Below are 22,139 nucleotides of genomic sequence, written 5' to 3'. Positions count from 1 at the left end.
ACCTCCTGCCTGATTGCCCGGTGGGGGCTGCTTGAAGGAGCCGCTCGCGCATGGCCAGGACCGCCAACCTTCCACCCGCAAGCCCCACGCCGCGTTTTCAGGTACGCCACCTGATTGCCGGTTTCAGCGCTGTTTTCGGGCTGGCCTGCCTGGTCACCCTCGGAGCGCTGTTCAATATCGCGACCACGCTTGACCAACAGGAGCGCCAGCGTAGCGCCTTTCATGCGACCCAGGCGCTGGAGCAACGGCTGCTGGCCTCACGCCAGTTTCTGTCCAGCTATGCCGTATGGGATGCGGCCTTCGAGCACCTGGCGGGGAATGCCGACTGGAAGTGGGCCTACGAGGAAAAGAACATAGGCGAGTCGCTGTACAGCGCCAGCGGCTACGAAGGGGTGTTCGTGGTGGAAAACGACCGCACCACCTATGCCTTGTTCAAAGGACAACCCAGCCAGGCAGGCGCCAACACCTATATAGATGCGCCGCTGCAGCCGATCATCGACCTGGCCCGTGCGGCGGCCATTCCCCGCGAGCAGATCACCCGTTTCGTGCTGTTCAATGGCTGGCCGGCCATACTCAGTGCCGCAGCCGTACGCCCGGACCGCGACGTCACCGACAGCGAGGTAAGCCAGGCGCCAGTGATGCTGTTCGTCGACCAGCTTACCGAAGCAAAACTGGCGCAGCTGGGCAAGGGTGCCGGCCTGGCCGGCATGCACGTTGAAAAGGAAGACATGCAGCAGCATGACCACCTGCGTATCGACCTGGGTGACACCGGCTATCACCTGTCCTGGAGCAGCCCGCTGCCTGGTCACCAATTGCTGTGGGCGGTAATGCCAGCCCTGCTGGGCGCGCTGCTGATACTTGGCCTGATCATGCTCTACCTGTTCCGCCTCACCTTGCGCAGCTCGCGGGCAATCGGCCTGACGCTTTCACACTTGCAGCAGAGCAACCAGGCCCTGGAGGCCAGCGAGCAGCGGTTTCGCGCGGTGGCCGAGTCGGCATCCGACTGGATCTGGGAAACCGACCGGCAACAACGCCTGACGTACCTGTCGCAGCGCTTCGCCAATGTCACCGGCTACCCGGTGGACGACTGGCTGGGTCACCCGCTCAACCAGTTGCTGGCCTGCGATACCACGCCGCTCTCACCTTGGCTGGACGCCCTCGCCAACGCAGACCCGCAACAGTTGGCCAACCTGCGCTGTACTTACCGCGACCAGAATGGCCAAAACCGCTACTGCAGGATTTCGGCCCGCGCCATCTGGTATGACGACACACCCATCGGTTTTCGTGGCACCGCCAGCGACATCACCGACGAAGTCGACGCCCACGCACGCATCCAACACCTGTCGTTGCACGACCCCCTTACCGGGCTGGCCAACCGCAACAAGCTCGCCAGGCACCTGGAGCAGGCTTTGCTGCGCGGCAGTGACTCGCCGCCATTGACCCTGCTACTGCTGGATCTGGACAACTTCAAACCGATCAACGACTCCCTCGGCCATGGCGCCGGGGATGCGGTGCTGCAGGAAGTGGCGACGCGCCTGCGCGACACTACCCGCGATGGCGACCTGGTCGCACGCCTGGGCGGCGACGAGTTCATTGTGGTCCTCAGCGGCATGGACAACCGCAGCGAAGTCGACCGTTTCTGCGCACGCCTGATTAGCCTGCTGCAGCAACCCATCAGCTATGACAGCCAACCGCTGCACGTCGGGGTCAGTATCGGCGTCGCTCAGACCCGCACCCAGGGTTTCGATGCCGGCGAACTGATCCGCTGCGCCGACATCGCCCTGTACCAGGCCAAGGCCGATGGCAAGAATACCTGGCGCTACTTTGCCGCCGAAATGAACCAGCAGATCCAGTACCGCCGCCAGTTGGAAAACGACTTGCGCCGGGCCCTGCGCAACCAGGAATTCGAGCTGCATTACCAGCCACGCTACCGCCTCAGCGACCTGCGCATCGTCGCGGTCGAAGCCTTGCTGCGCTGGCAGCACCCGCAGGAAGGGTTGCTGGGGCCGGATACCTTCATCCCGCTGGCCGAGCAGAGCGACATCATCGTCGCGCTGGGCCGCTGGGTGCTGCGCGAAGCTTGCCGCACTGCCCACGACTGGCCCGCCGACATTCTGGTTTCGGTGAACCTGTCGCCTGCGCAGTTCCTGCGTAGCGATGTGGTCGCCGACGTGCGCGAGATCCTGCTGGACACCAGCTTCCCGGCCCAGCGCCTGGAGCTGGAAATTACCGAAAACGTGATGCTCAACGACATCGAGGGCGCGCTGGGCACCATGCTGTCACTCAAGGAACTGGGCGTACGCCTGAACATGGACGACTTCGGCACCGGCTACTCATCGCTGGGCTACCTGCGTACCTACCCGTTCGACAGCATCAAGATCGACAAGCGCTTCATCAGTGGCCTGAACAGCAACGGCGGCAGCGACCGCGCCGTGGTACAGGCCATCATCAACCTGGGTGAGGCGATGGGGTTGACGGTAACTGCCGAGGGAGTAGAGAGCGAACAGCAACTGAGCGCGCTGGAAAAGGACCACTGCCACGAAGTGCAGGGCTTTTACCTGAGCCGGCCGCTGGACAGTGCCGGGCTGGCAGCGCTGCTGCAGCAACCCTCTCAAAGCACTGCACAGCCCTTGTAGGAGCAGCCTTGTGCTGCGAAGAGGCCGGAGAAGTGCAGCTTGTACCGGCCTCTTCGCAGCACAAGGCTGTTCCTACAAGGGCCGGGTTTATTGCTGCATGCTGCGTTCGGCCACGATCTCTGGCAGATCCCGGCGGCGCAGGTAGGCGCGCAGTGGCTCAGCAATATTCAAGCGGTCATCCACATGCTGCTCCAGCAGCAGCGCCAGCCGCTCACGGCATAGCGCCATGCGCTGCCCTTGCTCGGCACGCCAGACAAACTCGCTGCAGGGGGTAATGCTGTCGTCGGCCACATCCATGCCGAACGAGTCCTCGGAAAAACGCACGATATGAACACCGCGCTTGCCATGAAAACCGACAAAGCCCTTGAGCTGGTCGGCGGCATTGCAGATGTCCTGGGAAGTAATGGCCATGACGTAACCTCGCAATGAAATCGGAAGATACGCACGCCTGGCGGGGATCGGTCGCCTCTACCGGGCAACTCGCAAACTGGAGCCTAGCGCAATTGCCAGGCCGTTCGCCAAGGTTTTTCGTGCTTGCCCCGCACGTCTGCACCTGCGTCCGGCACCCTGTTCAGCGTTCACTTGGCGCTGGGTCGACCTGCGACGCCAGCACTGCCGCCAGCCACTGCATGAACGCCTGAACCCGGCGCGGAACGTGCCGTTGCCGGGCATACAACAGCGACACCGGCATGGCCGGGGCCTGCCAGTCTTCCAGCAGTGAAACCAGCTCGCCCCGCTGCAGGTGCTCGGCAACCCCCACCGCCGGCACCTGAATCAGCCCCAGACCGGCCAGGCAAGCCGCCGAGTACGCCTCGGCGTTGTTGACCGTGACCACACCCGCCATGGCCTGATAGCGCAGCTCATCCCCTTGCAGGTACTCGAACCCGGCGCTGCGTGCACCCAGGTTGCGCACGTAATGCACCAGCTGGTGCCCGGCCAGTTCCTGCGGCGTCTGCGGTACCCCGTAGCGGGCCAGGTACGCGGGGCTGGCACAGTTGCGCATGCTCAGTTGCCCGACCGGCCGTGCCACAACATCCAGGTCATGCAGGGCACCTATGCGCATCACGCAGTCGAACCCTTCGCGCAGCAGATCCACCTGGCGGTCAGTACAACTGAGCTCCACCTCCAGCCGCGGAAACCGCTGCACAAACTGCGGCAACGCCGGGATGATGACCCGCCGGGCCATCATGGTCGGCAGGTCGATGCGCAAGCGCCCGGCCAGCTCGGCATCGTCGGCGCTGAACAGGCTCTCGATCTCGTCCATGCCAGACAGCAGGTCTTTGCTGCGCTCGTACAGCAAGGCGCCATCCTGGGTCGCCTGTACCCGGCGGGTAGTACGGTTGAACAACTGAGTGCCCAACAACTTTTCCAGCGCCCTCACCTGCTCTGACACAGTCGAGCGTGGCAGCCTCAGGCTCTCGGCAGCCAAAGTGAAACTGCGGACCTCACATACCCGCACGAAGGTGCGCAACAACTCAAGCTTGTTCATACGGGCCTCGATTATCCGGTTTTGGCGAACAGTATTTCCATTTTTGCAGGATTTAACAGCGTCGCGCCGACCAATAACCTGCGCTCACCACCCACCTGGAGGTTTCCACCATGACCCGCAAAATTGCCCTGATCACTGGCGCCAGCCGCGGCCTTGGCCGCAATGCTGCCGAACACCTTGCCGCAAGCGGTATCGATGTCATCGGCACCTACCACAGCAAAGCCGACGAAGCACAAGCCGTAGTTGCCCGACTGGAACAGGCCGGGGCCAAGGCGGCCATGCTGCAACTGGACGTCGGCGACAGCAGCAGTTTTGCCAGCTTTGCCGAGCGCCTGGGCACCACCCTGCAGCAGCACTTTGGCCGCGAGCGTTTTGACTTTCTGGTGAACAATGCCGGGATCGGGCTGAACGTGCCGTACGTCGAAACCAGCGAGGCGCAGTTCGACCAGTTGCTGAACATTCAGCTGAAAGGTCCGTTTTTCCTCACCCAGCGCCTGCTGCCGTTGTTGGTCGACAATGGCCGCATCATCAACATCTCCACCGGTCTGGCGCGCTTTGCACTGCCGGGGTATGCCGCCTATGCCGCGATGAAGGGCGCCATGGAGGTGCTGACCCGCTACCAGGCCAAGGAACTGGGCGCGCGTGGCATCCGGGTGAACATCCTGGCGCCAGGGGCGATCGAGACCGATTTTGGTGGCGGCGTGGTGCGGGATAACCAGCAGGTGAATGAGTACATTGCCGGCAATACGGCGCTGGGCCGCGTGGGCTTGCCGGATGATATCGGCGCAGCGATTGCGCTGTTGCTTGAAGACGGCAATGGCTGGATTACCGGGCAACGGCTGGAAGTGTCGGGCGGCATGTTCCTCTGAGGCTCACGGCACGCCAGGCGATGCGCCGTACGTGTAGGAGCAGCCTTGCGCTGCGAAGAGGCCGGCATGACCAACACAACTACATTGCCTGTACTGGCCTCTTCGCAGCACAAGGCTGCTCCTACAAGTTAACAAGGAGCACCATCACTGCTCGCCCCGGTCCTCATGCACCTGCACGCTCGCGGTCATGCCTGCACTCAGGGTCACCCCTTCTGGTACCTGGTCCAGGCGAATCCTTACGGGTATGCGTTGGGCCAGCCGAACCCAGTTGAAGGTTGGCTCCACCTCCGGCAGCAACTGGCTGTCCGGGTTGCTGTTGCGGTCGGTGATGCCGCGGCTGATGCTCTCCACATGCCCCTGCATCGGCTCGCCCGCACCCATCAGCCAGACTTTCACCGTGTCCCCCACGCGAATACGCGGCAGCTTGGTTTCCTCGAAGTAGGCCTGGATATAGAAGGTTGAATCATCCACCAGGGCCATTACCGATTGCCCGGTGTTCACATAGTTACCCTCGGCCAGACGCAGGTTGGTGATATGCCCGCTGCGTGGCGCCCGCACTTCACTGCGCGCCAGGTTGATCTTGGCAACCTGCAACTGCGCTTCGGCCTCATGCAGTTCGCCACGCGCAATGGCGGCATTGATCTGGGCATTTTCACGCAGTTCGGCACTGATCGCTTCTGGCCCCAGGGCGGTACGCCGGGCTGCCTCGCGCTCGCGCAAGCGCAGTTGCTGCGCGCGGGTCTCGGTCACCGCACTGGCCTGGTCGAAGGCCGCCTGGAAGCGCTCACGGTCGATGCTCATCAACAGGTCGCCAGCCTTGACCTGCTGGTTATCACGGGCCTTGAGCTCACGTACCCAACCGGACACGTCAGGGGCGATCACCACCACATCGGCGCGCACACGGGCGTCGCGGGTCCAGGGCGTAAGCATGTAGTACTGCCACAGCTGGTAGCCGGCCCACACGGCCAGAGCCACCACACACAGCGTCACCAGGGTACGTACGGCCGCACGCATCGAAACACTCCTTTATAAAGCTCCCAGCAGCCTCACCACCAGGAACAACACACAAACGAACAGCGCTGCATCGAACAACGCTTCATGCCAGATCCAGCGCCCCAACGGCGTCGCCTGCACCACCAGGCGCAACACGCCGGTTATCACCAGCGCCAGCAACACATAAAGCAGAAACGGGCTGAGCAGCACGCCGCCCACTTCCCATTCACGCAACCCCATGGGCTTCCTCCTGCCAACGGCACCACTTGCCCCAGCTTTTCTGCAACTGCAGCACAGCCCCTTCGGCCAGCCGCAGCGGGTCACTCGCAGGCAGCCGACGCAAGGCGGCAATGAATTGTTCACTGGCGGCGTCCAGGCGCTGCCCACGCCCGGCAGCCGGCCCTTTGGCCAGTACCGCCTCCACCTGCTGCAAGTACTCGCGCTCGGCCCGCCCCAAGGGGGCCTGGGCAACCGCCAGGCACATGCGCAGGTGCACCAGTTCATCGCCGATATCCAGCCCGTGCAGGCCGTCATCCCAGCGCTTGCGCTCGTTTTCGGGCAGCTCGCCAGCATGCCGCGCCAGTTGCATCAGGCGGTCGGCCATGCGCCCGCCAAACCAGCTGTCGGCGCCGCGCAGGTCGCGCCGGGTCAGGCGCACCAGGTCGCTCTGGGTGGCGGCACGCAGGCGCCGGCCCAGCCAGGCCGGGTGGCGGAATACCAGTAACCGGAAGGCCATCACCGCTGCCGACACCCCTACCAGCATCGCCAACGCACTGTTGAGCATGGTCGCCACACCAAACTGCATGGCGTTGAGCGGGGACACCAGCACGATGAAGTGCAGGCAATAGGAAGTGGCGGTGGCCCCGGTGCGTGGGTGGGCCATGCCCAATGCGCCGAGAAACAGCGGCACGCCCATGCCCAGGCAAAGCATGGCGAAGCTGCTCCATTGCGGCAGCAGGATCTGCCCCACCAGAAACGCCGCAGGTATCGCCAGGAAGATCCCGCGCAGGAAGCTCAGGCCAATCTGCGCGCCGTTCTCGCGGCTGGCGAACAGGCTGCAGACCACGCAAGTCAACACCAGGCCACCCGGCGCCGAAGGCCACGCTGTCGCCAGCCAGAAGCCGCTCATCACCAGAAAAGCCAGTGCGCTGCGTGAGCCGAACAGCAAGGCCAGTGACCAGTCGCGGTGCACGGCCAGGCCTTGGGATACATCCTTGGGCGCCCTGCCCGCCTCCACATCCTCCAGCGCCAGGCTGGCGGCCATGGCGTAATCCAGTAGCAAGGCCATGCGCGCCAGGCAGTAGTGCTCTGTCGAACTGATCTGCTCATCATGGGCGGCATCCCAGATGCGCTGGCGCAGCAGCAACAGGCTGGGCTGGTCGGGTTTGGCCAGAAGCGCGCGAACCTCTTCCAGCCAGTGTGCCAGGTGTGCTGCCTCACGCTCATCGAGTTGCCGCCACTGCCGGCGCACCGAGCGCGAGATGCGCAACAGCACCATCAGCTTCTGGCTGAGACCACGAATGGCGCGAGCTCGCTGGCGCCCGCGGTTGCCTTCGAACCAGGCATGTTCACGCTGGCTGTCGATGGCAACGATACGCCCCAGGCTCTCCAGCAAGCCTTTGCGCGCCTCGTCCTCGCCGCCCAGCATGGCACTGGCAGCCTGCAGGCCGTTCTGCCAGGCCTGCCGCGCCTGCCCGCCCAATTGCTGCTCCACCCGCATTGGCCAGAGCAAGGCACTGGTGGCGGTGGCGCAAAAAATGCCCAGGCAGATCTCGGTACACCGTGCCACGGCCTGGTCGAACACCTGCAACGGGTGGTCGATGGCCGGCAAGGCAATAATCGCCGCGGTGTAGCCAGCCAGTACAAAGGCATAGGCCCAGGCGCTGCGCAGTTGGGTCGAGGCAGCAGTGCACAGCGCCAGCCACAGCGCCAGGGTAATGAGGAACAAGCCAGGGGTCTGGGCAAAGAGGCCGATGAACACCACTGACATGACCGTGCCGACCAAGGTACCGGCCAGCCGTGCCAGGCCTTTCTGCACCACCATCCCTGACAGTGGCTGGGCGACGATGAAGGCGGTCATCAGTGCCCAGGACGGCTGCTCCAGGCCCCAGCGCATCGCCAGCCACAACGCCAGGCCGCCACCGAGCAAGGTCTTGATGGCGAACTTGAAGGCGAGGCTGGTGGGGGCGAACAGGGCCTGAAGGGTGATGGGCACTAGGCGGACCTTGCGGGGGATGGTCGTACTGGAAAGATAGACAATGGTGAGGAGGATAATGCGGAAACGATTAATTAGCTAGCTAATCATCTTTATGGGAACATCGGTAAGCCTTTGCTACGAAAGGGCCGGCACAGGCAACACTTAAATCCCAGGCAAAAAAAATGGGCGACCGAAGTCGCCCTAAATGCCTTGCGTGCTCGTGTACCCGAAAGGTCAGCGCGGCTTGCGCTTGTTCGAGTCCTTCCAGATGAAAATGCCCAGACCGGCAAAGAAAGCGACCATCAACCCGACCGTTACCACACCAGCGATAACCACGTTGTCGAAGAACATGCTGGCCTCCCATTAGTCTGCCGTTGTCCGATGGGTGAACGTTAACCAATGTGAGGGGGGAGAAAATTGATCGGGGTCAATGGTGCCCGGGGCCGGGCACGCGAGGCGGGTGCAGGGTTGACCTGCGTCAAGTTTCAGCGCTTCTTCGGTTTGCCCTTGGGCTTCTTTTTCTTGCTGGTGCTCAACGGCAGGGCCTGCTCGAACGCGTTGCGCATTTCGTTCAGGCGCTTTTCCTTGAGGTCGTGGACGCGCTTGGCGCGTTCGGCATCAAAATCGATGAGGTTGTCTTGGCTCATGGGCGGGCTCGACGATCAACTGAGGCTTGCATGATGAAGCCAGGCGCAGGCGCTGACCAGCCCCGCGTCAGACTTCGATATCCACCAGCAGCCCCTGGCGTACGTGCTCGCCCATCAACGGGGCGACCGGCACGGTGTTGTCAGCGTTGACCTCGTCACCTGGCACGGCACTGTAGCGATCCTGGTCGCCCTGCTTGCGACGTTGCTGCTGGCGCCGCTGCTCCTCGCGCAGCAACAGCACCTGCTCCTGCGGGTCGCGCTGGTGCTTGAGGTCAATGCCACTTTCGCTGGACGTAGGCTGCGCCGGCACCACCGGCTTGATGTCGGGGGTCGGCTTGACCGGGTCCAGTTGAGAGGTCACCGGGGCAGCGCTGAGCGGGATGATTGGCGGCAGCATGGACATTCTCCTATGCCCCCTGTATCGGCAGGCGCGGGTTTACCTTGATGTCATGGACAACAATTACTCGGCTTCGTCGTCAGGATCATCGTCGCTTGGCGGGCTGGCTTCGCTCCAGGGCCGCTTGTAAACCTGCTGCCAGACCGCATCCATGTGGTCGCGCAGCACCTGCGGCGCGGCTTTGAGCGAGGCACTGTCATCCCGGTCACCGCCGATCGGCTCCTCACCCGCCGGGCTGATCAGTGACTGGCCGGTGATGGTGTAGCTGGCCTGCCCTTCGCGCATCTCGATAGCGATATCGTGCGGGTCGATGCCGCCGCCACAGAAGGCATGGCTGGCCACCGTAACCTCGGCCACATCATCCTTGTTCAGGTCGCTGACATCACTGACGTCGGTATAGAAGTCCACGTCCAGGTCCAGCCCCGGGCAGGTGGTTTCCTGCTCGATCTGCCAGCGCGCCTTGAATGCATCGTTTTCGGCAGTGCGCCCGTACAGGGTGGCCTTGAGTACCACCTTGTCCACTTCCTGCTCGCTTTCCGGGTCGCTGGCCTGGCCATCGCTGCGGCTCAATACCAACAGGCCTTCACCGTCGCGGTCACGAAAGTGCACGCTCTTGATCGGCGTCTGCACGCCCAGGACCTCAAGCTGCTCCATCGGGATGGCCGGCAAGGTCTCAAAGTTTTTCTGCTCGCAGGCGGCCAGCAGCAACAGGCTGCCCACGGCCATGGAAGCGCTGATCCAGCGGTGCTTGGCAGACATGTTGATCCGGGGCCCTCGTCAGCTGCACGGTGCAAGACGATGAAACGGCTAGACTGACTAACTTCCTGTTGTCGATCGGCACCTTTCGGTGCGTTCGCACTTTGGTCTGACCGGCCGATCCGTTAACATAATCGGCTTTTTCATCGCGGGAGTTCAGGCAGTATGGCGCAGCAGTATCAACCGGGGCAACGCTGGATCAGCGACAGCGAAGCAGAGCTCGGCCTGGGTACCATCCTGGCGCAGGATGGCCGCCTGTTGACCGTGCTCTACCCGGCCACTGGCGACACACGCCAGTATTCCCTGCGCAACGCGCCGCTGACCCGCGTGCGCTTCTCGCCAGGTGACCAGATCACCCACTTCGAGGGCTGGAAGCTGACCGTGCGCGAAGTCGACGACATCGACGGGCTGATGGTCTACCACGGCCTGGACGGTCAGAACCAGCCGCGTACCCTGCCAGAAACCCAGCTGTCGAACTTCATCCAGTTCCGCCTGGCAAGTGACCGGCTGTTTGCAGGGCAAATCGACCCCCTGTCGTGGTTCAGCCTGCGCTACAACACCCTGCAGCACACCAGCAAGCAGATGCAGTCGGCGCTATGGGGCCTGGGTGGCTGCCGCGCGCAACCAATCGCCCACCAGTTGCACATCGCTCGCGAAGTCGCCGACCGCAGCGCCCCGCGGGTACTGCTGGCCGACGAAGTGGGCCTGGGTAAAACCATCGAGGCCGGCCTGGTGATCCATCGCCAACTGCTCTCGGGCCGCGCCAGCCGCGTGCTGATCCTGGTACCGGAAAACCTCCAGCACCAGTGGCTGGTGGAAATGCGCCGCCGCTTCAACCTGCAAGTGGCCCTGTTCGATGCCGAGCGCTTTATCGAAAGCGACGCCAGCAACCCGTTCGAGGATGCCCAGCTGGCGCTGGTTGCACTGGAATGGCTGGTCGACGACGAAAAGGCTCAGGACGCATTGTTTGCCGCTGGCTGGGACATGATGGTCGTCGACGAGGCCCACCACCTGGTCTGGCACGAAGACCAGGTCAGCGCCGAATACGGCCTGGTCGAGCAACTGGCCCAGGTGATCCCGGGCGTGCTGCTGCTCACCGCCACCCCCGAGCAGCTTGGCCAGGACAGCCACTTCGCCCGCCTGCGCCTGCTCGACCCCAACCGCTTCCACGACCTGGCCGCCTTCCGCGCCGAAAGCGAGCACTATCGCCCGGTGGCTGAAGCCGTGCAGGAGCTGCTCGATGAAGGCCGCCTGTCGCCAAAGGCCCACGCCACCATCCAGGGTTTCCTGGGTGCCGAAGGCGAAGCCCTGTTGGCTGCAGTCAGCGACGGCGACAGCCAGGCCAGCGCACGTCTGATCCGCGAGCTGCTGGACCGCCACGGCACCGGCCGCGTCCTGTTCCGTAACACCCGTGCGGCGATCCAGGGCTTCCCCGAGCGCCAGTTGCACCCTTACCCGCTGGCCACACCCGAGCAGTACCGCGACCTGCCAGCCGGCGAGCACGCCGAGCTGTACCCGGAAGTCGCCTTCCAGGCCCAGGGTGATGTGGCTGACGACGAGCGCTGGTGGCGTTTCGACCCGCGCGTCGACTGGCTGATCGACACCCTGAAGATGCTCAAGCGCACCAAGGTACTGGTCATCTGCGCGCACGCCGAAACCGCCATGGACCTGGAAGACGCCCTGCGCGTGCGCTCCGGCATCCCGGCCTCGGTGTTCCATGAAGGCATGAACATCCTCGAGCGCGACCGCGCCGCCGCCTACTTCGCCGACGAAGAATTCGGTGCGCAAGTGCTGATCTGCTCCGAGATCGGCAGCGAAGGCCGCAACTTCCAGTTCGCCCATCACCTGGTGATGTTCGACCTGCCAGCACACCCGGACCTGCTCGAACAGCGCATCGGCCGCCTCGACCGGATCGGCCAGAAGCACACCATCCAGTTGCACATCCCGTACCTGCTAGGCAGCCCGCAAGAGCGCCTGTTCCAGTGGTACCACGAAGGCCTTAACGCCTTCCTCAACACGTGCCCCACCGGCAACGCCCTTCAGCACCAGTTCGGCCCACGCCTGCTGTCGCTGCTTGAAGGTGGCGAGAGCAAGGCCTGGGATTCCCTGGTGGACGACGCCCGCAGCGAGCGCGAGCGCCTGGAAGCCGAACTGCACACTGGCCGCGACCGCCTGCTGGAGCTCAACTCCGGCGGTGCCGGCGAAGGCCAGGCGCTGGTCGAGGCCATTCTCGAACAGGACGACCAGTTTGCCCTGCCGATCTACATGGAAACCCTGTTCGACGCCTTCGGCATCGACAGCGAAGACCATTCCGAGAACGCCCTGATCCTCAAGCCGAGCGAAAAGATGCTCGATGCCAGCTTCCCGCTGGGCGACGACGAAGGCGTGACCATCACCTACGACCGTGCCCAGGCGCTGTCGCGCGAGGACATGCAGTTCCTCACCTGGGAGCACCCGATGGTGCAGGGCGGCATGGACCTGGTGCTGTCCGGCTCTATGGGCAACACCGCCGTGGCACTGATCAAGAACAAAGCACTCAAGCCGGGCACCGTCCTGCTCGAATTGCTGTTCGTCAGCGAGGTGGTGGCACCACGCAGCCTGCAGCTGGGCCGCTACCTGCCGCCGGCCGCACTGCGCTGCCTGCTCGACGCCAACGGCAACGACCTGGCCTCCCGCGTGGCTTTCGAAACCCTCAACGAGCAGCTCGAGAGCGTACCGCGTGCCAGCGCCAACAAGTTCGTCCAGGCCCAGCGGGACGTGCTCGCCAAGCGCATCAGTGGCGGTGAAGAGAAGATCATGCCGACGCACGTCGAGCGCGTAGCCGAAGCGCAGCGCCGTCTGGCAGCCGAGGCCGACGAAGAGCTCGCCCGCCTGGTGGCACTGCAAGCGGTCAACCCAAGCGTGCGCGACAGCGAAATCGACGCCCTGCGCAAGCAGCGTGAAGACGGCCTGGCGATGCTGGACAAGGCCGCCTTGCGCCTGGAGGCCATTCGCGTGCTGGTGGCTGGCTGATCTGACACGCCCGTTGGTGGCCTGACCACCATCTGTAAGAGCAGCCTTGTGCTGCGAAGAGGCCGTATGCCCCACAAGATTATTGTGAGGCGTACGGCCTCTTCGCAGCACAAGGCTGCTCCTACACGTATATCCCTCTCTTTATGCCTGATGGCGATCGGGTTGATAACCAAATCGTAGAAATCAATATGCCATTATTCAGGAAGGCTTAAACACCTCTTCCTATACTGCCTCTGGACAGTCTGCACAGGGTTGTAGAGCAGACGAGTGAAAACTCGATCATGGGGCACTCAATGGAATGGCTGGGGCTGCAACTGTTCGCCGACCTTCCGGCAACCGGGCGCATCGTTATCGATTGCCGCCATGAACCGTTCCTGGTCCTGCTCGCCTACTTCGTTGCCAGCGCGGCTTGCTTCGCGACCCTCGACATGGCCGAACGCCACTCCCACAGCGAAGACCCCACTGCCCACCGACAATGGCACATGCTTGGCGCCTGCTGCCTGGCCGGTGGCATCTGGGCCATGCACTTCATCAGCATGCTGGCCTTCCAGGCGCCGGTGGAGGTGCACTACGACGTTTCCCTTACCATTCTTTCGCTGCTCATCGCCTTGGGCGTCGCCTGGGTGACCATGCACAGCCTCGACCGCAGCCAGATGCGCGCGCATCACTTCCTGCTGAGCGCAGTACTGATCGGCCTGGGCATCATCCTCATGCACTTTGTGGGCATGGCTGCGATGCAAACCGGCGCCCAGCAGTACTACCAGACTGGCCTGTTGCTGGTCTCTGCTGCCCTTGCCCTGCTTACCAGCCTGGCAGCGTTGTGCCTGGCCCGGTACCTGCGCAATGGCAGCGGCACGCTGCACCAGGCCATGAAGTACGGCGCCAGCCTGCTGATAGCCGGTGGTATCGTCGCCACCCACTTTACCGCCATGTCGGCCATGACCCTGGTGATCCCGGCCGACACCGCACTGCGCCTGCCCTCTGGTGACAACAGCCTGCAACTGGGGCTGGGCATCGGCTTCATCACCCTGCTTATCAGTGGCGCCAGCATCAGCGCCGCACTGGCCGACAAGAAGCTGCAGAGCAAGGAGCACGACCTGCGCCGGGTCAGCATACTGCTCAGCCAACTGGACCAGGCCCGCGCCTCGCTGCAGCAGGCCGCGCACTACGACGCCCTGACCAATCTGGTAAACCGCCGTGGCTTCAACCAGGTGTTCGCCGAGCGCCTGGCCGATCACCAGGCCACGGAAAACCGCCTGGCAGTGATGTTCCTCGACATCGACCACTTCAAGCGCATCAATGACAGCCTTGGCCACGACGCTGGCGACGAACTGCTCAAGGTGATCGCCAACCACATCAAGGCCGCCACTCGCAATCAGGACCTGGTTGCACGCCTGGGCGGCGACGAGTTCTGCGTGGTCACCAGCCTCAACAGCTGCGACGAAGCCCGCCACCTGGCACAACGCATCATGCAACGGATGAAAGAGCCCATCGACCTGGGTGGGCGGCGCATGGTCATGACCACCAGCATTGGCGTCAGCATTTTCCCCGATGACGGCAACAGCGCCGAAGAACTGCTCAAGCATGCCGACCTCGCCCTTTATCAGTCCAAGGATAGCGGGCGCAACAGCCTGCACTTTTTCAACCACAACCTGAAAACCCAGGCCTCCTTTGCCCTGCAACTGGAAGAAGAGCTGCGCCTGGCCCTGCTCGAAGAGCGTGGCCTGTGCGTGCATTACCAACCTATCTTCGACATGCACAGCGGGCAGGTGGCCAAGCTCGAAGCCCTGGTGCGCTGGCATCACCCCCAGCACGGCCTGCTGGCGCCCGATCGCTTCATCGGCATTGCCGAAGCCAACGGCCTGATCATCGACCTTGACCTGTGGGTGATGCGCCACGCCTGCGCCGACCTGGCGCACCTGCAGCGCCACGGTTATGGCGACATCAAGGTGACGGTCAATTGCTCAGCCGTAACCCTCAGCCACGATGAACTGCCCAACGAAGTAGAGAAGGCGCTGTTCCACGCCGGGCTCGCGCCCCGGAACCTGGAGCTGGAAGTGACCGAAAACGCCCTGATGGGCGATATCCAGCGTACCGTCAACCTGCTCAAGCGCGTGCGTGCCCTTGGCGTGGCGCTGTCGATCGACGACTTCGGTACTGGCTACTCGTCACTGGCCTACCTCAAGCGCCTGCCGCTGGACGTGCTGAAGATTGACCGCACCTTCCTGCAAGATGTGCCGGGCAGCCAGAAGGACCGCGAGATCGTCCAGGCGATCATCGTCATGGCGCATACCCTGCACCTGCAGGTTGTCAGCGAAGGCGTAGAAACCGTCGAACAGCAGGCATTCCTTGAAGCCCATGGCTGCGACTACCTGCAGGGCTACCTGCTGGGCCGCCCGGTACCGCTGGCCGATCTGCGGCCGCTACTGGAGCGGCTGCAGCGCCAAAGCGAGGCAGTCAGCCCTTGTTGCGGTACAGCTCTACAAGGGTCGCCGGATCTTTTTGCAGGTAACCCTGGCTACCGTGCAGGCGCATCAGCTGCGCGGCGAGGCCACTGAGCGGCGTCGCCGAGCCCTGCTCACGAGAAAACCTGACTGCGCCATCGAGGTCCTTGAGCAGCGTGCGCACGTGCCACTTGATTGGCTCGAAGCGGCTTTCGGCCATTTGCGGCGCGAGGATCTGCAGCGGCTTGGAATCGGCAAAGCCACCCGCCAGTGCTTCGGCGATCAGCGTCGCGTCTACCCCGGACTGCTCGGCCAGCGCCACCACTTCGGCGATTACCAGCGCATTGCACGCCACGATCATCTGGTTGCAGGCCTTGGTCACCTGCCCGGCCCCCACAGCCCCCATGTGCGTCACGCGCTGACCAAGCACCTGCAGCACTGGGCGTGCTCGCTCAAGGTCGGCCGCTTCACCGCCAACCATGATCGCCAAGGTACCGGCCTCGGCACCGGGTGTGCCGCCGGACACCGGGGCATCCAGCCAGGCCATGCCGCACAGTACCGCGAGTTCGGCGGCCATTTCACGGGTGGCGGTGGGTTCCAGGCTGGAGAAATCGATCAGCAACTGGCCACTGCGCCCACCCTGGGCAATGCCGTGCTCGCCGAATACCACCTCGCGGACCACGGCCGTGTCGGCCAGGCACAGCAGTACCATGTCGCTGCCCTGGCACAATTCGGCGGGGCTGTTGGCCAGGCGCGCGCCGGCAGCGACCAGCGCAGCACACTTGTCCGTGCTGCGGTTCCACACGGTCAGCGGGTACCCCGCCGCCAGCAGGCGTCGGCACATGGGCAGGCCCATCAGGCCAATGCCGGCGAATCCAAGCGAAGGTAGTGCAGTGCTCATCAATGACTCCTGGCTATTCGAATTGTTTTCCAGGCTGGCCGGAACGGTGGACACATTACGCATCCCGTAAACTGTTACCGCCACGCCGAATTGTTACTTACCTCTACCCGCCCTGAACGCCTTCAAGCACCAAAACGGGGCTGCTGCGCATTTTTGCGCACCAAAAAAGATCATGCTTCAGCCGGACGCTTCGCCTGAATCACGATAAACGGCGAAACCACCACGGCCCAGATCTCTGGATCGCGGCTTTGCAGGTCCAGTGCCTGCTCGGCCGACACCGGCCCAACAGTGCCATCACTACGCCACTTGGCGAAGATCTCGCTGCGATTCTCGGCCATCGCCTCGGCAACGGTGATCAGGTCGAGGCTGGGGTCGACCCAAATCAGGTCACCCTTGGCCCAGAAACGCTCCAGGGCTTTCCACTCGATGATTGCCGTCTCGCCAAGCAATTTGGCATAGAGGGTGCTTGTTTGATCAGTCATGGGCGGTATCCGCAAAAATTGGCCACTAAAAAAGGTCGGCATTTTTGCAGAAAAACCCGGGTACAAATATGTAATTTGGTCGATTGACCCCGAACTTGTGGGGCGGGGTTGCAGATACAGGCCATTTGATGGCGCCTTTTTGTATCTTTGTGTCGAGCAAGCGACAACCCAGGAAACAGGCACTTTTTGACGGCTTTCCAAGCGCTCAAACAGCGCTCTACACTGTACCGGTACAGTTCCGGGACATGTTCCGGGGGAAGGTGGGCTTGCGCGTTGGCATGGCCACGCTGCAAATCCCGCCCGGTCTGTAGCCCTGGCCGCCAGGACTATAAGAATTACAACAGAATGAGTGGAGCACTATGATCAAGATTTCCAAGCTGTTCGCCGCAATGGTACTGGCCGGGGTAGCCAGCCATTCGTTTGCCGCCGATACCATCAAGATCGGCATCGCCGGTCCGAAGACGGGTCCTGTGACCCAGTACGGCGACATGCAGTTCATCGGCGCAAAGCAAGCCATCAAGGATATCAACGCCGCGGGCGGCGTCGATGGCAAGATGCTCGAAGCCAAGGAATACGACGACGCGTGCGACCCTAAACAGGCCGTGGCAGTCGCCAACAAAGTGGTCAACGACGGCGTCAAGTTCGTCATCGGCCACCTGTGCTCCAGCTCCACCCAGCCCGCGTCCGACATCTACGAAGATGAAGGCGTGATCATGATCACCCCGGCCGCCACCTCGCCGGAAATCACCGCCCGTGGCTACAAGCTGATCTTCCGCACCATCGGCCTGGACAGCGCCCAAGGCCCGGCCGCCGGCAACTACATCGCCGACCACGTCAAGCCGAAGGTCGTTGCCGTCCTGCACGACAAGCAACAGTACGGTGAAGGCATCGCCACCGCGGTCAAGCAGACTTTGGAAAGCAAAGGCACCAAGGTTGCCGTGTTCGAAGGCCTGAACGCGGGTGACAAGGACTTCTCCTCGATCATCCAGAAGCTCAAGCAGAACAATGTCGACTTCGTCTACTACGGCGGCTACCACCCAGAGCTGGGCCTGATCCTGCGCCAGGCACAGGAAAAAGGCCTGAAAGCCAAGTTCATGGGCCCAGAGGGCGTGGGTAACGACTCGATCTCGCAGATCGCCCAGAACGCCTCCGAAGGCCTGCTGGTCACCCTGCCGAAGTCGTTCGATGCCGACCCGGAGAACAAGAAGATCGTCGACGCCATCAAGGCTGACGGCAAGGACCCAAGCGGCCCGTTCGTGTTCCCTGCCTACTCTGCGGTAGAACTGATCGCCCAAGGCATCAAGGCCGCCAAGTCCGAAGACACCGACAAGGTGGCAGCGGCCATCCACGCCGGTACCTTCAAGACCCCGACCGGCGAGCTGTCGTACGACGCCAAAGGCGACCTGAAAGACTTCAAGTTCGTGGTATACGAATGGCACTTCGGCAAGCCGAAGACCGAAGTCTCCCCTCAGTAACTGCGTGACTAAATAGCTGACCGTAGAAGCCCACTGTGCGAGCAGTGGGCTTTGTTTTACGAGGTTCATGGGCCCGACTCCCGCGATCCGGGGGCGGGCCCACCTGAAAATCTTAAAACCGTCACCCGCGGTTTCCTGGCATACCCCCGCCAGCGAAATGCAAATCAGGTTTTTAGGAGCGCTGTAATGCCTGAGATCTACCATTTCTTCCAACAACTGGTTAATGGATTGACCATCGGCAGCACCTATGCCTTGATCGCCATCGGCTACACGATGGTGTACGGCATCATTGGCATGATCAACTTCGCCCACGGCGAGGTGTACATGATCGGTTCCTATGTGGCCTTCATCGCCCTCGCGGGCCTGGCCATGATGGGCATCCATTCGCTGCCGATCCTGATGACCGTTGCCTTCGTCGCGACGATCTTCGTCACCAGTGCCTATGGTTACAGTATCGAACGGGTTGCCTACCGCCCCTTGCGCAACAGCAACCGTCTGATCCCGCTGATTTCCGCCATCGGCATGTCGATCTTCCTGCAGAACACCGTCTTGCTGTCGCAAGACTCCAAGGACAAGTCCATCCCCAACCTGATCCCCGGAAGCTTCTCGTTCGGGCCAGGCGGTGCGGAGGAGGTTCTGATCAGCTACATGCAGATCCTGGTGTTCGTGGTCACCCTCGTGGCAATGACCCTGCTTACCCTGTTCATCTCCCGTTCCCGCCTGGGCCGCGCCTGCCGCGCCTGCGCCGAAGACATCAAGATGGCCAACCTGCTGGGCATCAACACCAACAACATCATCGCCCTCACCTTCGTCATCGGTGCCGCCCTGGCGGCGGTGGCGGCCGTGCTGCTGAGCATGCAGTACGGGGTGATCAACCCCAACGCCGGTTTCCTGGTGGGCCTCAAAGCCTTTACCGCGGCGGTGCTGGGTGGCATCGGCAGCATTCCGGGCGCCATGCTCGGCGGGCTGGTGCTGGGTGTAGCCGAAGCCTTTGGCGCCGACATCTTCGGCGACCAGTACAAGGACGTGGTGGCATTCGGCTTGTTGGTTCTTGTCCTGCTATTCCGGCCGACCGGCATCCTGGGCCGCCCGGAGGTTGAAAAAGTATGAGCAAAAATCTCAAACAGGCGTTCTTCAGCGCCTTGCTGGTCTGGGCCGTGGCCTTCCCGGTGCTGGGCCTGAAACTGAGCATCGACGGCATCAGCCTGGTCGTGCACAGTCAGGGTTCGTTCACCATCAGCATCATCGCCGTGTGCTCGGTATTGATGTTCCTGCGCGTGCTGTTCGACAAGCAGTGGAGTTCGGTGATGGGCCGCCGTTCGGATCGCAAGCTGATCCCGCCGGCCGTCAGCAACTACCTGACCCTGCCCAAGACCCAGCGCTATGTGATCATTGGTCTGATCGTTGCGGCACTGGTGTGGCCGTTCTTCGGCTCGCGCGGTGCGGTCGACATCGCCACGCTGATCCTGATCTACGTGTTGCTGGGCCTGGGCCTGAACATCGTGGTCGGCCTGGCGGGCCTGCTCGACCTCGGTTACGTCGGCTTCTATGCCGTCGGCGCCTACAGCTACGCCATGCTCTCGCACTACCTGGGCTGGAGCTTCTGGGTGTGCCTGCCGATTGCCGGCCTGATGGCCGCCACCTTCGGCTTCCTGCTTGGCTTCCCGGTGCTGCGCCTGCGCGGTGACTACCTGGCGATCGTGACCCTTGGCTTCGGCGAGATCATCCGCCTGTTCCTGCGCAACCTCACCGACTGGACCGGCGGCCCCAACGGCATCAGCAACATCCCCAAACCGGAGTTCTTCGGCCTGACCTTCGAACGCCGTGCCGCCGAGGGCATGCAGACCTTCCACGAGTTCTTCGGGCTGGAATACAACTCGATCAACAAGGTCATCTTCCTCTACCTGGTAGCCCTGCTGCTGGCCCTGCTCGCGCTCTTCGTGATCAACCGCCTGCTGCGCATGCCGATCGGCCGCGCCTGGGAAGCCCTGCGTGAAGACGAGATCGCCTGCCGTGCGCTGGGCCTGAACCCGACCGTGATCAAGCTGTCGGCTTTCACCCTGGGCGCCGCGTTCGCCGGTTTTGCCGGCAGCTTCTTCGCCGCCCGCCAAGGGCTGGTCACACCGGAGTCGTTCACCTTCATCGAGTCGGCGATCATCCTCGCCATCGTCGTGCTCGGCGGCATGGGCTCACAACTGGGCGTGATCCTCGCGGCCATCGTGATGATCCTGCTGCCCGAGCTGATGCGTGAGTTCAGCGAATACCGGATGCTGATGTTCGGTGCGCTGATGGTGTTGATGATGATCTGGCGTCCGCAAGGCTTGCTGCCTATGCAACGTCCACACATGGAGCTGCATCGATGAGCCGTGAAATTCTGCAAGTCAGCGGCCTGAGCATGCGCTTCGGCGGCTTGTTGGCGGTCAACGGCGTGGCCCTGACCGTCAAGGAAAAACAGGTGGTGGCGCTGATCGGCCCGAACGGCGCCGGCAAGACCACCGTGTTCAACTGCCTGACCGGTTTCTACAAGCCCAGCGGCGGCACCATCCTGCTCGATGGCCAGCCGATCCAGGGCCTGGCCGGCCATCAGATCGCCCGCAAGGGCGTGGTGCGGACCTTCCAGAACGTGCGCCTGTTCAAGGAAATGACCGCGCTGGAAAACCTGCTGATCGCCCAGCACCGTCACCTGAACACCAACTTCTTCGCCGGCCTGTTCAAGACCCCGAGCTTCCGCCGCAGCGAGAAGGAGGCCATGGAACGCGCGCAGTACTGGCTGGAGAAGGTCAACCTGACCGAATTCGCCAACCGTACCGCCGGCACCCTGGCCTACGGCCAGCAACGCCGCCTGGAAATCGCCCGCTGCATGATGACCCAGCCGCGCATCATCATGCTCGACGAACCGGCCGCGGGCCTGAACCCGAAGGAAACCGAAGACCTCAAGGCACTGATCGCCTACCTGCGTGAGTCGCACAACGTCACCGTGCTGCTGATCGAGCACGACATGAAGCTGGTGATGAGCATCTCCGACCATATCGTGGTGATCAACCAGGGCACCCCCCTGGCACACGGCACGCCGGAAGAGATCCGCGACAACCCTGATGTGATCAAAGCCTACCTGGGGGAAGCGTAAATGCTGAAGTTCGAAAACGTTTCCACCTTCTACGGCAAGATCCAGGCGCTGCACAGCGTGAACGTGGAGATCAACCAGGGCGAGATCGTCACCCTGATCGGTGCCAACGGCGCCGGCAAGTCGACCTTGCTGATGACCCTGTGCGGCTCGCCGCAGGCACACAGTGGCAGCATCAAGTACCTGGGTGAAGAACTGGTCGGCCAGCCGTCCTCGCACATCATGCGCAAGAGCATTGCCGTGGTGCCTGAAGGCCGCCGCGTGTTCGCCCGCCTGACCGTCGAGGAAAACCTGGCGATGGGTGGCTTCTTCACCAACAAGGGCGACTATCAGGAGCAGCTGGACAAGGTGTTGCAGCTGTTCCCGCGCCTGAAGGAGCGCTATATCCAGCGTGGCGGCACCATGTCTGGTGGCGAGCAGCAGATGCTCGCCATTGGCCGGGCGCTGATGAGCAAGCCCAAGCTGTTGCTGCTCGACGAGCCCTCGCTGGGCCTGGCGCCGATCATCATCCAGCAGATCTTCGACATCATCGAACAGCTGCGCCGCGACGGCGTGACCGTGTTCCTGGTGGAGCAGAATGCCAACCAGGCGCTCAAGGTCGCTGACCGCGCCTATGTGCTGGAGAACGGCCGGGTGGTGATGCAGGGGACGGGCGAAGCGCTGTTGACCGACCCGAAGGTGCGCGACGCGTACCTGGGGGGTTGATCCGGAAAGGGC

The 22,139-nt window shown here is 62.8% G+C and carries 20 protein-coding genes; 9 read left to right on the top strand and 11 right to left on the bottom strand.

Translation table 11 applies throughout. The features are described 5' to 3' along the window. The first annotated feature begins 50 nt into the window (after positions 1-50). Complete coding sequence (locus PP4_RS05570) at positions 51-2,636, top strand: bifunctional diguanylate cyclase/phosphodiesterase (protein ID WP_016498272.1); 2,586 nt, start codon at positions 51-53, stop codon at positions 2,634-2,636. 87 nt (positions 2,637-2,723) lie between these two features. On the opposite strand, the gene PP4_RS05565 is transcribed toward PP4_RS05570, so the two are convergent. Continuing rightward, on the bottom strand, positions 2,724-3,047 hold the full coding sequence (locus tag PP4_RS05565; protein ID WP_016498271.1) for a DUF2025 family protein: 324 nt from the start codon (positions 3,045-3,047) through the stop codon (positions 2,724-2,726). Between the two features lie 160 nt (positions 3,048-3,207). Then, on the bottom strand, positions 3,208-4,125 hold the full coding sequence (locus PP4_RS05560) for a LysR family transcriptional regulator (protein WP_016498270.1): 918 nt from the start codon (positions 4,123-4,125) through the stop codon (positions 3,208-3,210). Between the two features lie 110 nt (positions 4,126-4,235). Here PP4_RS05560 and PP4_RS05555 point away from each other — a divergent pair, with 110 nt between their 5' ends. Beyond that, complete coding sequence (locus tag PP4_RS05555) at positions 4,236-4,994, top strand: SDR family NAD(P)-dependent oxidoreductase (protein ID WP_016498269.1); 759 nt, start codon at positions 4,236-4,238, stop codon at positions 4,992-4,994. Positions 4,995-5,138: 144 nt separating this feature from the next. On the opposite strand, the gene PP4_RS05550 is transcribed toward PP4_RS05555, so the two are convergent. The 7 genes from PP4_RS05550 to PP4_RS05525 all read right to left on the bottom strand — a co-directional run bounded on the left by PP4_RS05550 (position 5,139) and on the right by PP4_RS05525 (position 9,987). Further along, positions 5,139-6,008, bottom strand: coding sequence for an efflux RND transporter periplasmic adaptor subunit (locus tag PP4_RS05550; RefSeq protein WP_016498268.1), 870 nt, complete (start codon positions 6,006-6,008; stop codon positions 5,139-5,141). Positions 6,009-6,020: 12 nt separating this feature from the next. Continuing rightward, positions 6,021-6,227: a DUF1656 domain-containing protein gene (locus PP4_RS05545; RefSeq protein ID WP_016498267.1), complete on the bottom strand. Its 207-nt coding sequence runs from the start codon at positions 6,225-6,227 to the stop codon at positions 6,021-6,023. Further along, positions 6,214-8,202 carry an FUSC family protein gene (locus PP4_RS05540; protein WP_016498266.1) on the bottom strand — a complete coding sequence of 663 codons (1,989 nt, stop codon included), beginning with the start codon at positions 8,200-8,202 and terminating at the stop codon, positions 6,214-6,216. Before PP4_RS05540 ends, PP4_RS05545 begins: the two co-directional genes overlap by 14 nt. A 216-nt stretch (positions 8,203-8,418) precedes the next feature. Then, a complete protein-coding gene (ccoM, locus tag PP4_RS29705) occupies positions 8,419-8,535 on the bottom strand; it encodes a cytochrome c oxidase subunit CcoM (protein ID WP_003254862.1) in 117 nt (38 codons plus the stop codon). Between the two features lie 134 nt (positions 8,536-8,669). Further along, on the bottom strand, positions 8,670-8,831 hold the full coding sequence (locus tag PP4_RS29320; protein WP_003254864.1) for a hypothetical protein: 162 nt from the start codon (positions 8,829-8,831) through the stop codon (positions 8,670-8,672). Between the two features lie 67 nt (positions 8,832-8,898). Then, positions 8,899-9,228: a hypothetical protein gene (locus tag PP4_RS05530; RefSeq protein ID WP_016498265.1), complete on the bottom strand. Its 330-nt coding sequence runs from the start codon at positions 9,226-9,228 to the stop codon at positions 8,899-8,901. A gap of 63 nt (positions 9,229-9,291) precedes the next feature. Next, positions 9,292-9,987, bottom strand: a complete 696-nt coding sequence (locus PP4_RS05525) for a M949_RS01915 family surface polysaccharide biosynthesis protein (protein WP_016498264.1) — start codon at positions 9,985-9,987, stop codon at positions 9,292-9,294. 162 nt (positions 9,988-10,149) lie between these two features. Between PP4_RS05525 and rapA the strand changes: the two genes are divergently transcribed. Together rapA and PP4_RS05515 are read left to right on the top strand one after the other, a co-directional pair. Then, a complete protein-coding gene (gene rapA / locus PP4_RS05520) occupies positions 10,150-12,996 on the top strand; it encodes an RNA polymerase-associated protein RapA (protein WP_016498263.1) in 2,847 nt (948 codons plus the stop codon). A gap of 293 nt (positions 12,997-13,289) precedes the next feature. Beyond that, positions 13,290-15,554 (top strand): putative bifunctional diguanylate cyclase/phosphodiesterase, encoded by a 2,265-nt coding sequence (locus PP4_RS05515; protein ID WP_016498262.1) that lies wholly within the window; start codon positions 13,290-13,292, stop codon positions 15,552-15,554. Here the strand turns inward: PP4_RS05515 and PP4_RS05510 are convergent. After that, a complete protein-coding gene (locus PP4_RS05510; protein WP_016498261.1) occupies positions 15,454-16,341 on the bottom strand; it encodes an NAD(P)-dependent oxidoreductase in 888 nt (295 codons plus the stop codon). The two genes, PP4_RS05515 and PP4_RS05510, sit on opposite strands and share 101 nt — an antisense overlap. A gap of 170 nt (positions 16,342-16,511) precedes the next feature. Next, positions 16,512-16,823: a DUF2288 domain-containing protein gene (locus PP4_RS05505; protein ID WP_016498260.1), complete on the bottom strand. Its 312-nt coding sequence runs from the start codon at positions 16,821-16,823 to the stop codon at positions 16,512-16,514. A gap of 359 nt (positions 16,824-17,182) precedes the next feature. On the opposite strand from PP4_RS05505, the gene PP4_RS05495 reads away from it, so the two are divergent. The 5 genes from PP4_RS05495 (at position 17,183) to PP4_RS05475 (ending at position 22,127) form a co-directional block, all read left to right on the top strand. Next, the gene (locus tag PP4_RS05495; RefSeq protein WP_016498259.1) at positions 17,183-18,298 is read left to right on the top strand and encodes a branched-chain amino acid ABC transporter substrate-binding protein; all 1,116 of its coding nucleotides are present in this window, start codon (positions 17,183-17,185) and stop codon (positions 18,296-18,298) included. Positions 18,299-18,484: 186 nt separating this feature from the next. Then, the gene (livH, locus tag PP4_RS05490) at positions 18,485-19,408 is read left to right on the top strand and encodes a high-affinity branched-chain amino acid ABC transporter permease LivH (protein ID WP_008097482.1); all 924 of its coding nucleotides are present in this window, start codon (positions 18,485-18,487) and stop codon (positions 19,406-19,408) included. Beyond that, entirely contained in the window at positions 19,405-20,661 is a 1,257-nt protein-coding gene (locus PP4_RS05485; protein WP_016498258.1) for a high-affinity branched-chain amino acid ABC transporter permease LivM, read from the top strand. Before livH ends, PP4_RS05485 begins: the two co-directional genes overlap by 4 nt. Next, positions 20,658-21,425 (top strand): high-affinity branched-chain amino acid ABC transporter ATP-binding protein LivG, encoded by a 768-nt coding sequence (gene livG, locus PP4_RS05480; protein WP_003254878.1) that lies wholly within the window; start codon positions 20,658-20,660, stop codon positions 21,423-21,425. The genes PP4_RS05485 and livG overlap by 4 nt, the downstream gene beginning before the upstream one ends. Then, positions 21,426-22,127, top strand: coding sequence for an ABC transporter ATP-binding protein (locus tag PP4_RS05475; protein ID WP_016498257.1), 702 nt, complete (start codon positions 21,426-21,428; stop codon positions 22,125-22,127). The last annotated feature ends 12 nt before the right edge of the window (positions 22,128-22,139 follow it).

The sequence above is a fragment of the Pseudomonas putida NBRC 14164 genome (genome assembly GCF_000412675.1).
GTDB classification, from domain to species: Bacteria; Pseudomonadota; Gammaproteobacteria; order Pseudomonadales; family Pseudomonadaceae; genus Aquipseudomonas; species Aquipseudomonas putida.
The sequence above is the reverse complement of the archived record's forward strand: the minus strand, read 5'-3'. Positions and strand labels throughout refer to the sequence as shown.

What these genes read in the sequence shown, in the direction of transcription:
- PP4_RS05570 (WP_016498272.1), top strand. Translation starts at nt 51, where the DNA reads ATGGCCAGGACCGCCAACCTTCCACCCGCAAGCCCCACGCCGCGTTTT.
- PP4_RS05565 (WP_016498271.1), bottom strand. Translation starts at nt 3,047, where the DNA reads ATGGCCATTACTTCCCAGGACATCTGCAATGCCGCCGACCAGCTCAAG.
- PP4_RS05560 (WP_016498270.1), bottom strand. Translation starts at nt 4,125, where the DNA reads ATGAACAAGCTTGAGTTGTTGCGCACCTTCGTGCGGGTATGTGAGGTC.
- PP4_RS05555 (WP_016498269.1), top strand. Translation starts at nt 4,236, where the DNA reads ATGACCCGCAAAATTGCCCTGATCACTGGCGCCAGCCGCGGCCTTGGC.
- PP4_RS05550 (WP_016498268.1), bottom strand. Translation starts at nt 6,008, where the DNA reads ATGCGTGCGGCCGTACGTACCCTGGTGACGCTGTGTGTGGTGGCTCTG.
- PP4_RS05545 (WP_016498267.1), bottom strand. Translation starts at nt 6,227, where the DNA reads ATGGGGTTGCGTGAATGGGAAGTGGGCGGCGTGCTGCTCAGCCCGTTT.
- ccoM (WP_003254862.1), bottom strand. Translation starts at nt 8,535, where the DNA reads ATGTTCTTCGACAACGTGGTTATCGCTGGTGTGGTAACGGTCGGGTTG.
- PP4_RS29320 (WP_003254864.1), bottom strand. Translation starts at nt 8,831, where the DNA reads ATGAGCCAAGACAACCTCATCGATTTTGATGCCGAACGCGCCAAGCGC.
- PP4_RS05530 (WP_016498265.1), bottom strand. Translation starts at nt 9,228, where the DNA reads ATGCTGCCGCCAATCATCCCGCTCAGCGCTGCCCCGGTGACCTCTCAA.
- PP4_RS05525 (WP_016498264.1), bottom strand. Translation starts at nt 9,987, where the DNA reads ATGTCTGCCAAGCACCGCTGGATCAGCGCTTCCATGGCCGTGGGCAGC.
- rapA (WP_016498263.1), top strand. Translation starts at nt 10,150, where the DNA reads ATGGCGCAGCAGTATCAACCGGGGCAACGCTGGATCAGCGACAGCGAA.
- PP4_RS05515 (WP_016498262.1), top strand. Translation starts at nt 13,290, where the DNA reads ATGGAATGGCTGGGGCTGCAACTGTTCGCCGACCTTCCGGCAACCGGG.
- PP4_RS05510 (WP_016498261.1), bottom strand. Translation starts at nt 16,341, where the DNA reads ATGAGCACTGCACTACCTTCGCTTGGATTCGCCGGCATTGGCCTGATG.
- PP4_RS05505 (WP_016498260.1), bottom strand. Translation starts at nt 16,823, where the DNA reads ATGACTGATCAAACAAGCACCCTCTATGCCAAATTGCTTGGCGAGACG.
- PP4_RS05495 (WP_016498259.1), top strand. Translation starts at nt 17,183, where the DNA reads ATGATCAAGATTTCCAAGCTGTTCGCCGCAATGGTACTGGCCGGGGTA.
- livH (WP_008097482.1), top strand. Translation starts at nt 18,485, where the DNA reads ATGCCTGAGATCTACCATTTCTTCCAACAACTGGTTAATGGATTGACC.
- PP4_RS05485 (WP_016498258.1), top strand. Translation starts at nt 19,405, where the DNA reads ATGAGCAAAAATCTCAAACAGGCGTTCTTCAGCGCCTTGCTGGTCTGG.
- livG (WP_003254878.1), top strand. Translation starts at nt 20,658, where the DNA reads ATGAGCCGTGAAATTCTGCAAGTCAGCGGCCTGAGCATGCGCTTCGGC.
- PP4_RS05475 (WP_016498257.1), top strand. Translation starts at nt 21,426, where the DNA reads ATGCTGAAGTTCGAAAACGTTTCCACCTTCTACGGCAAGATCCAGGCG.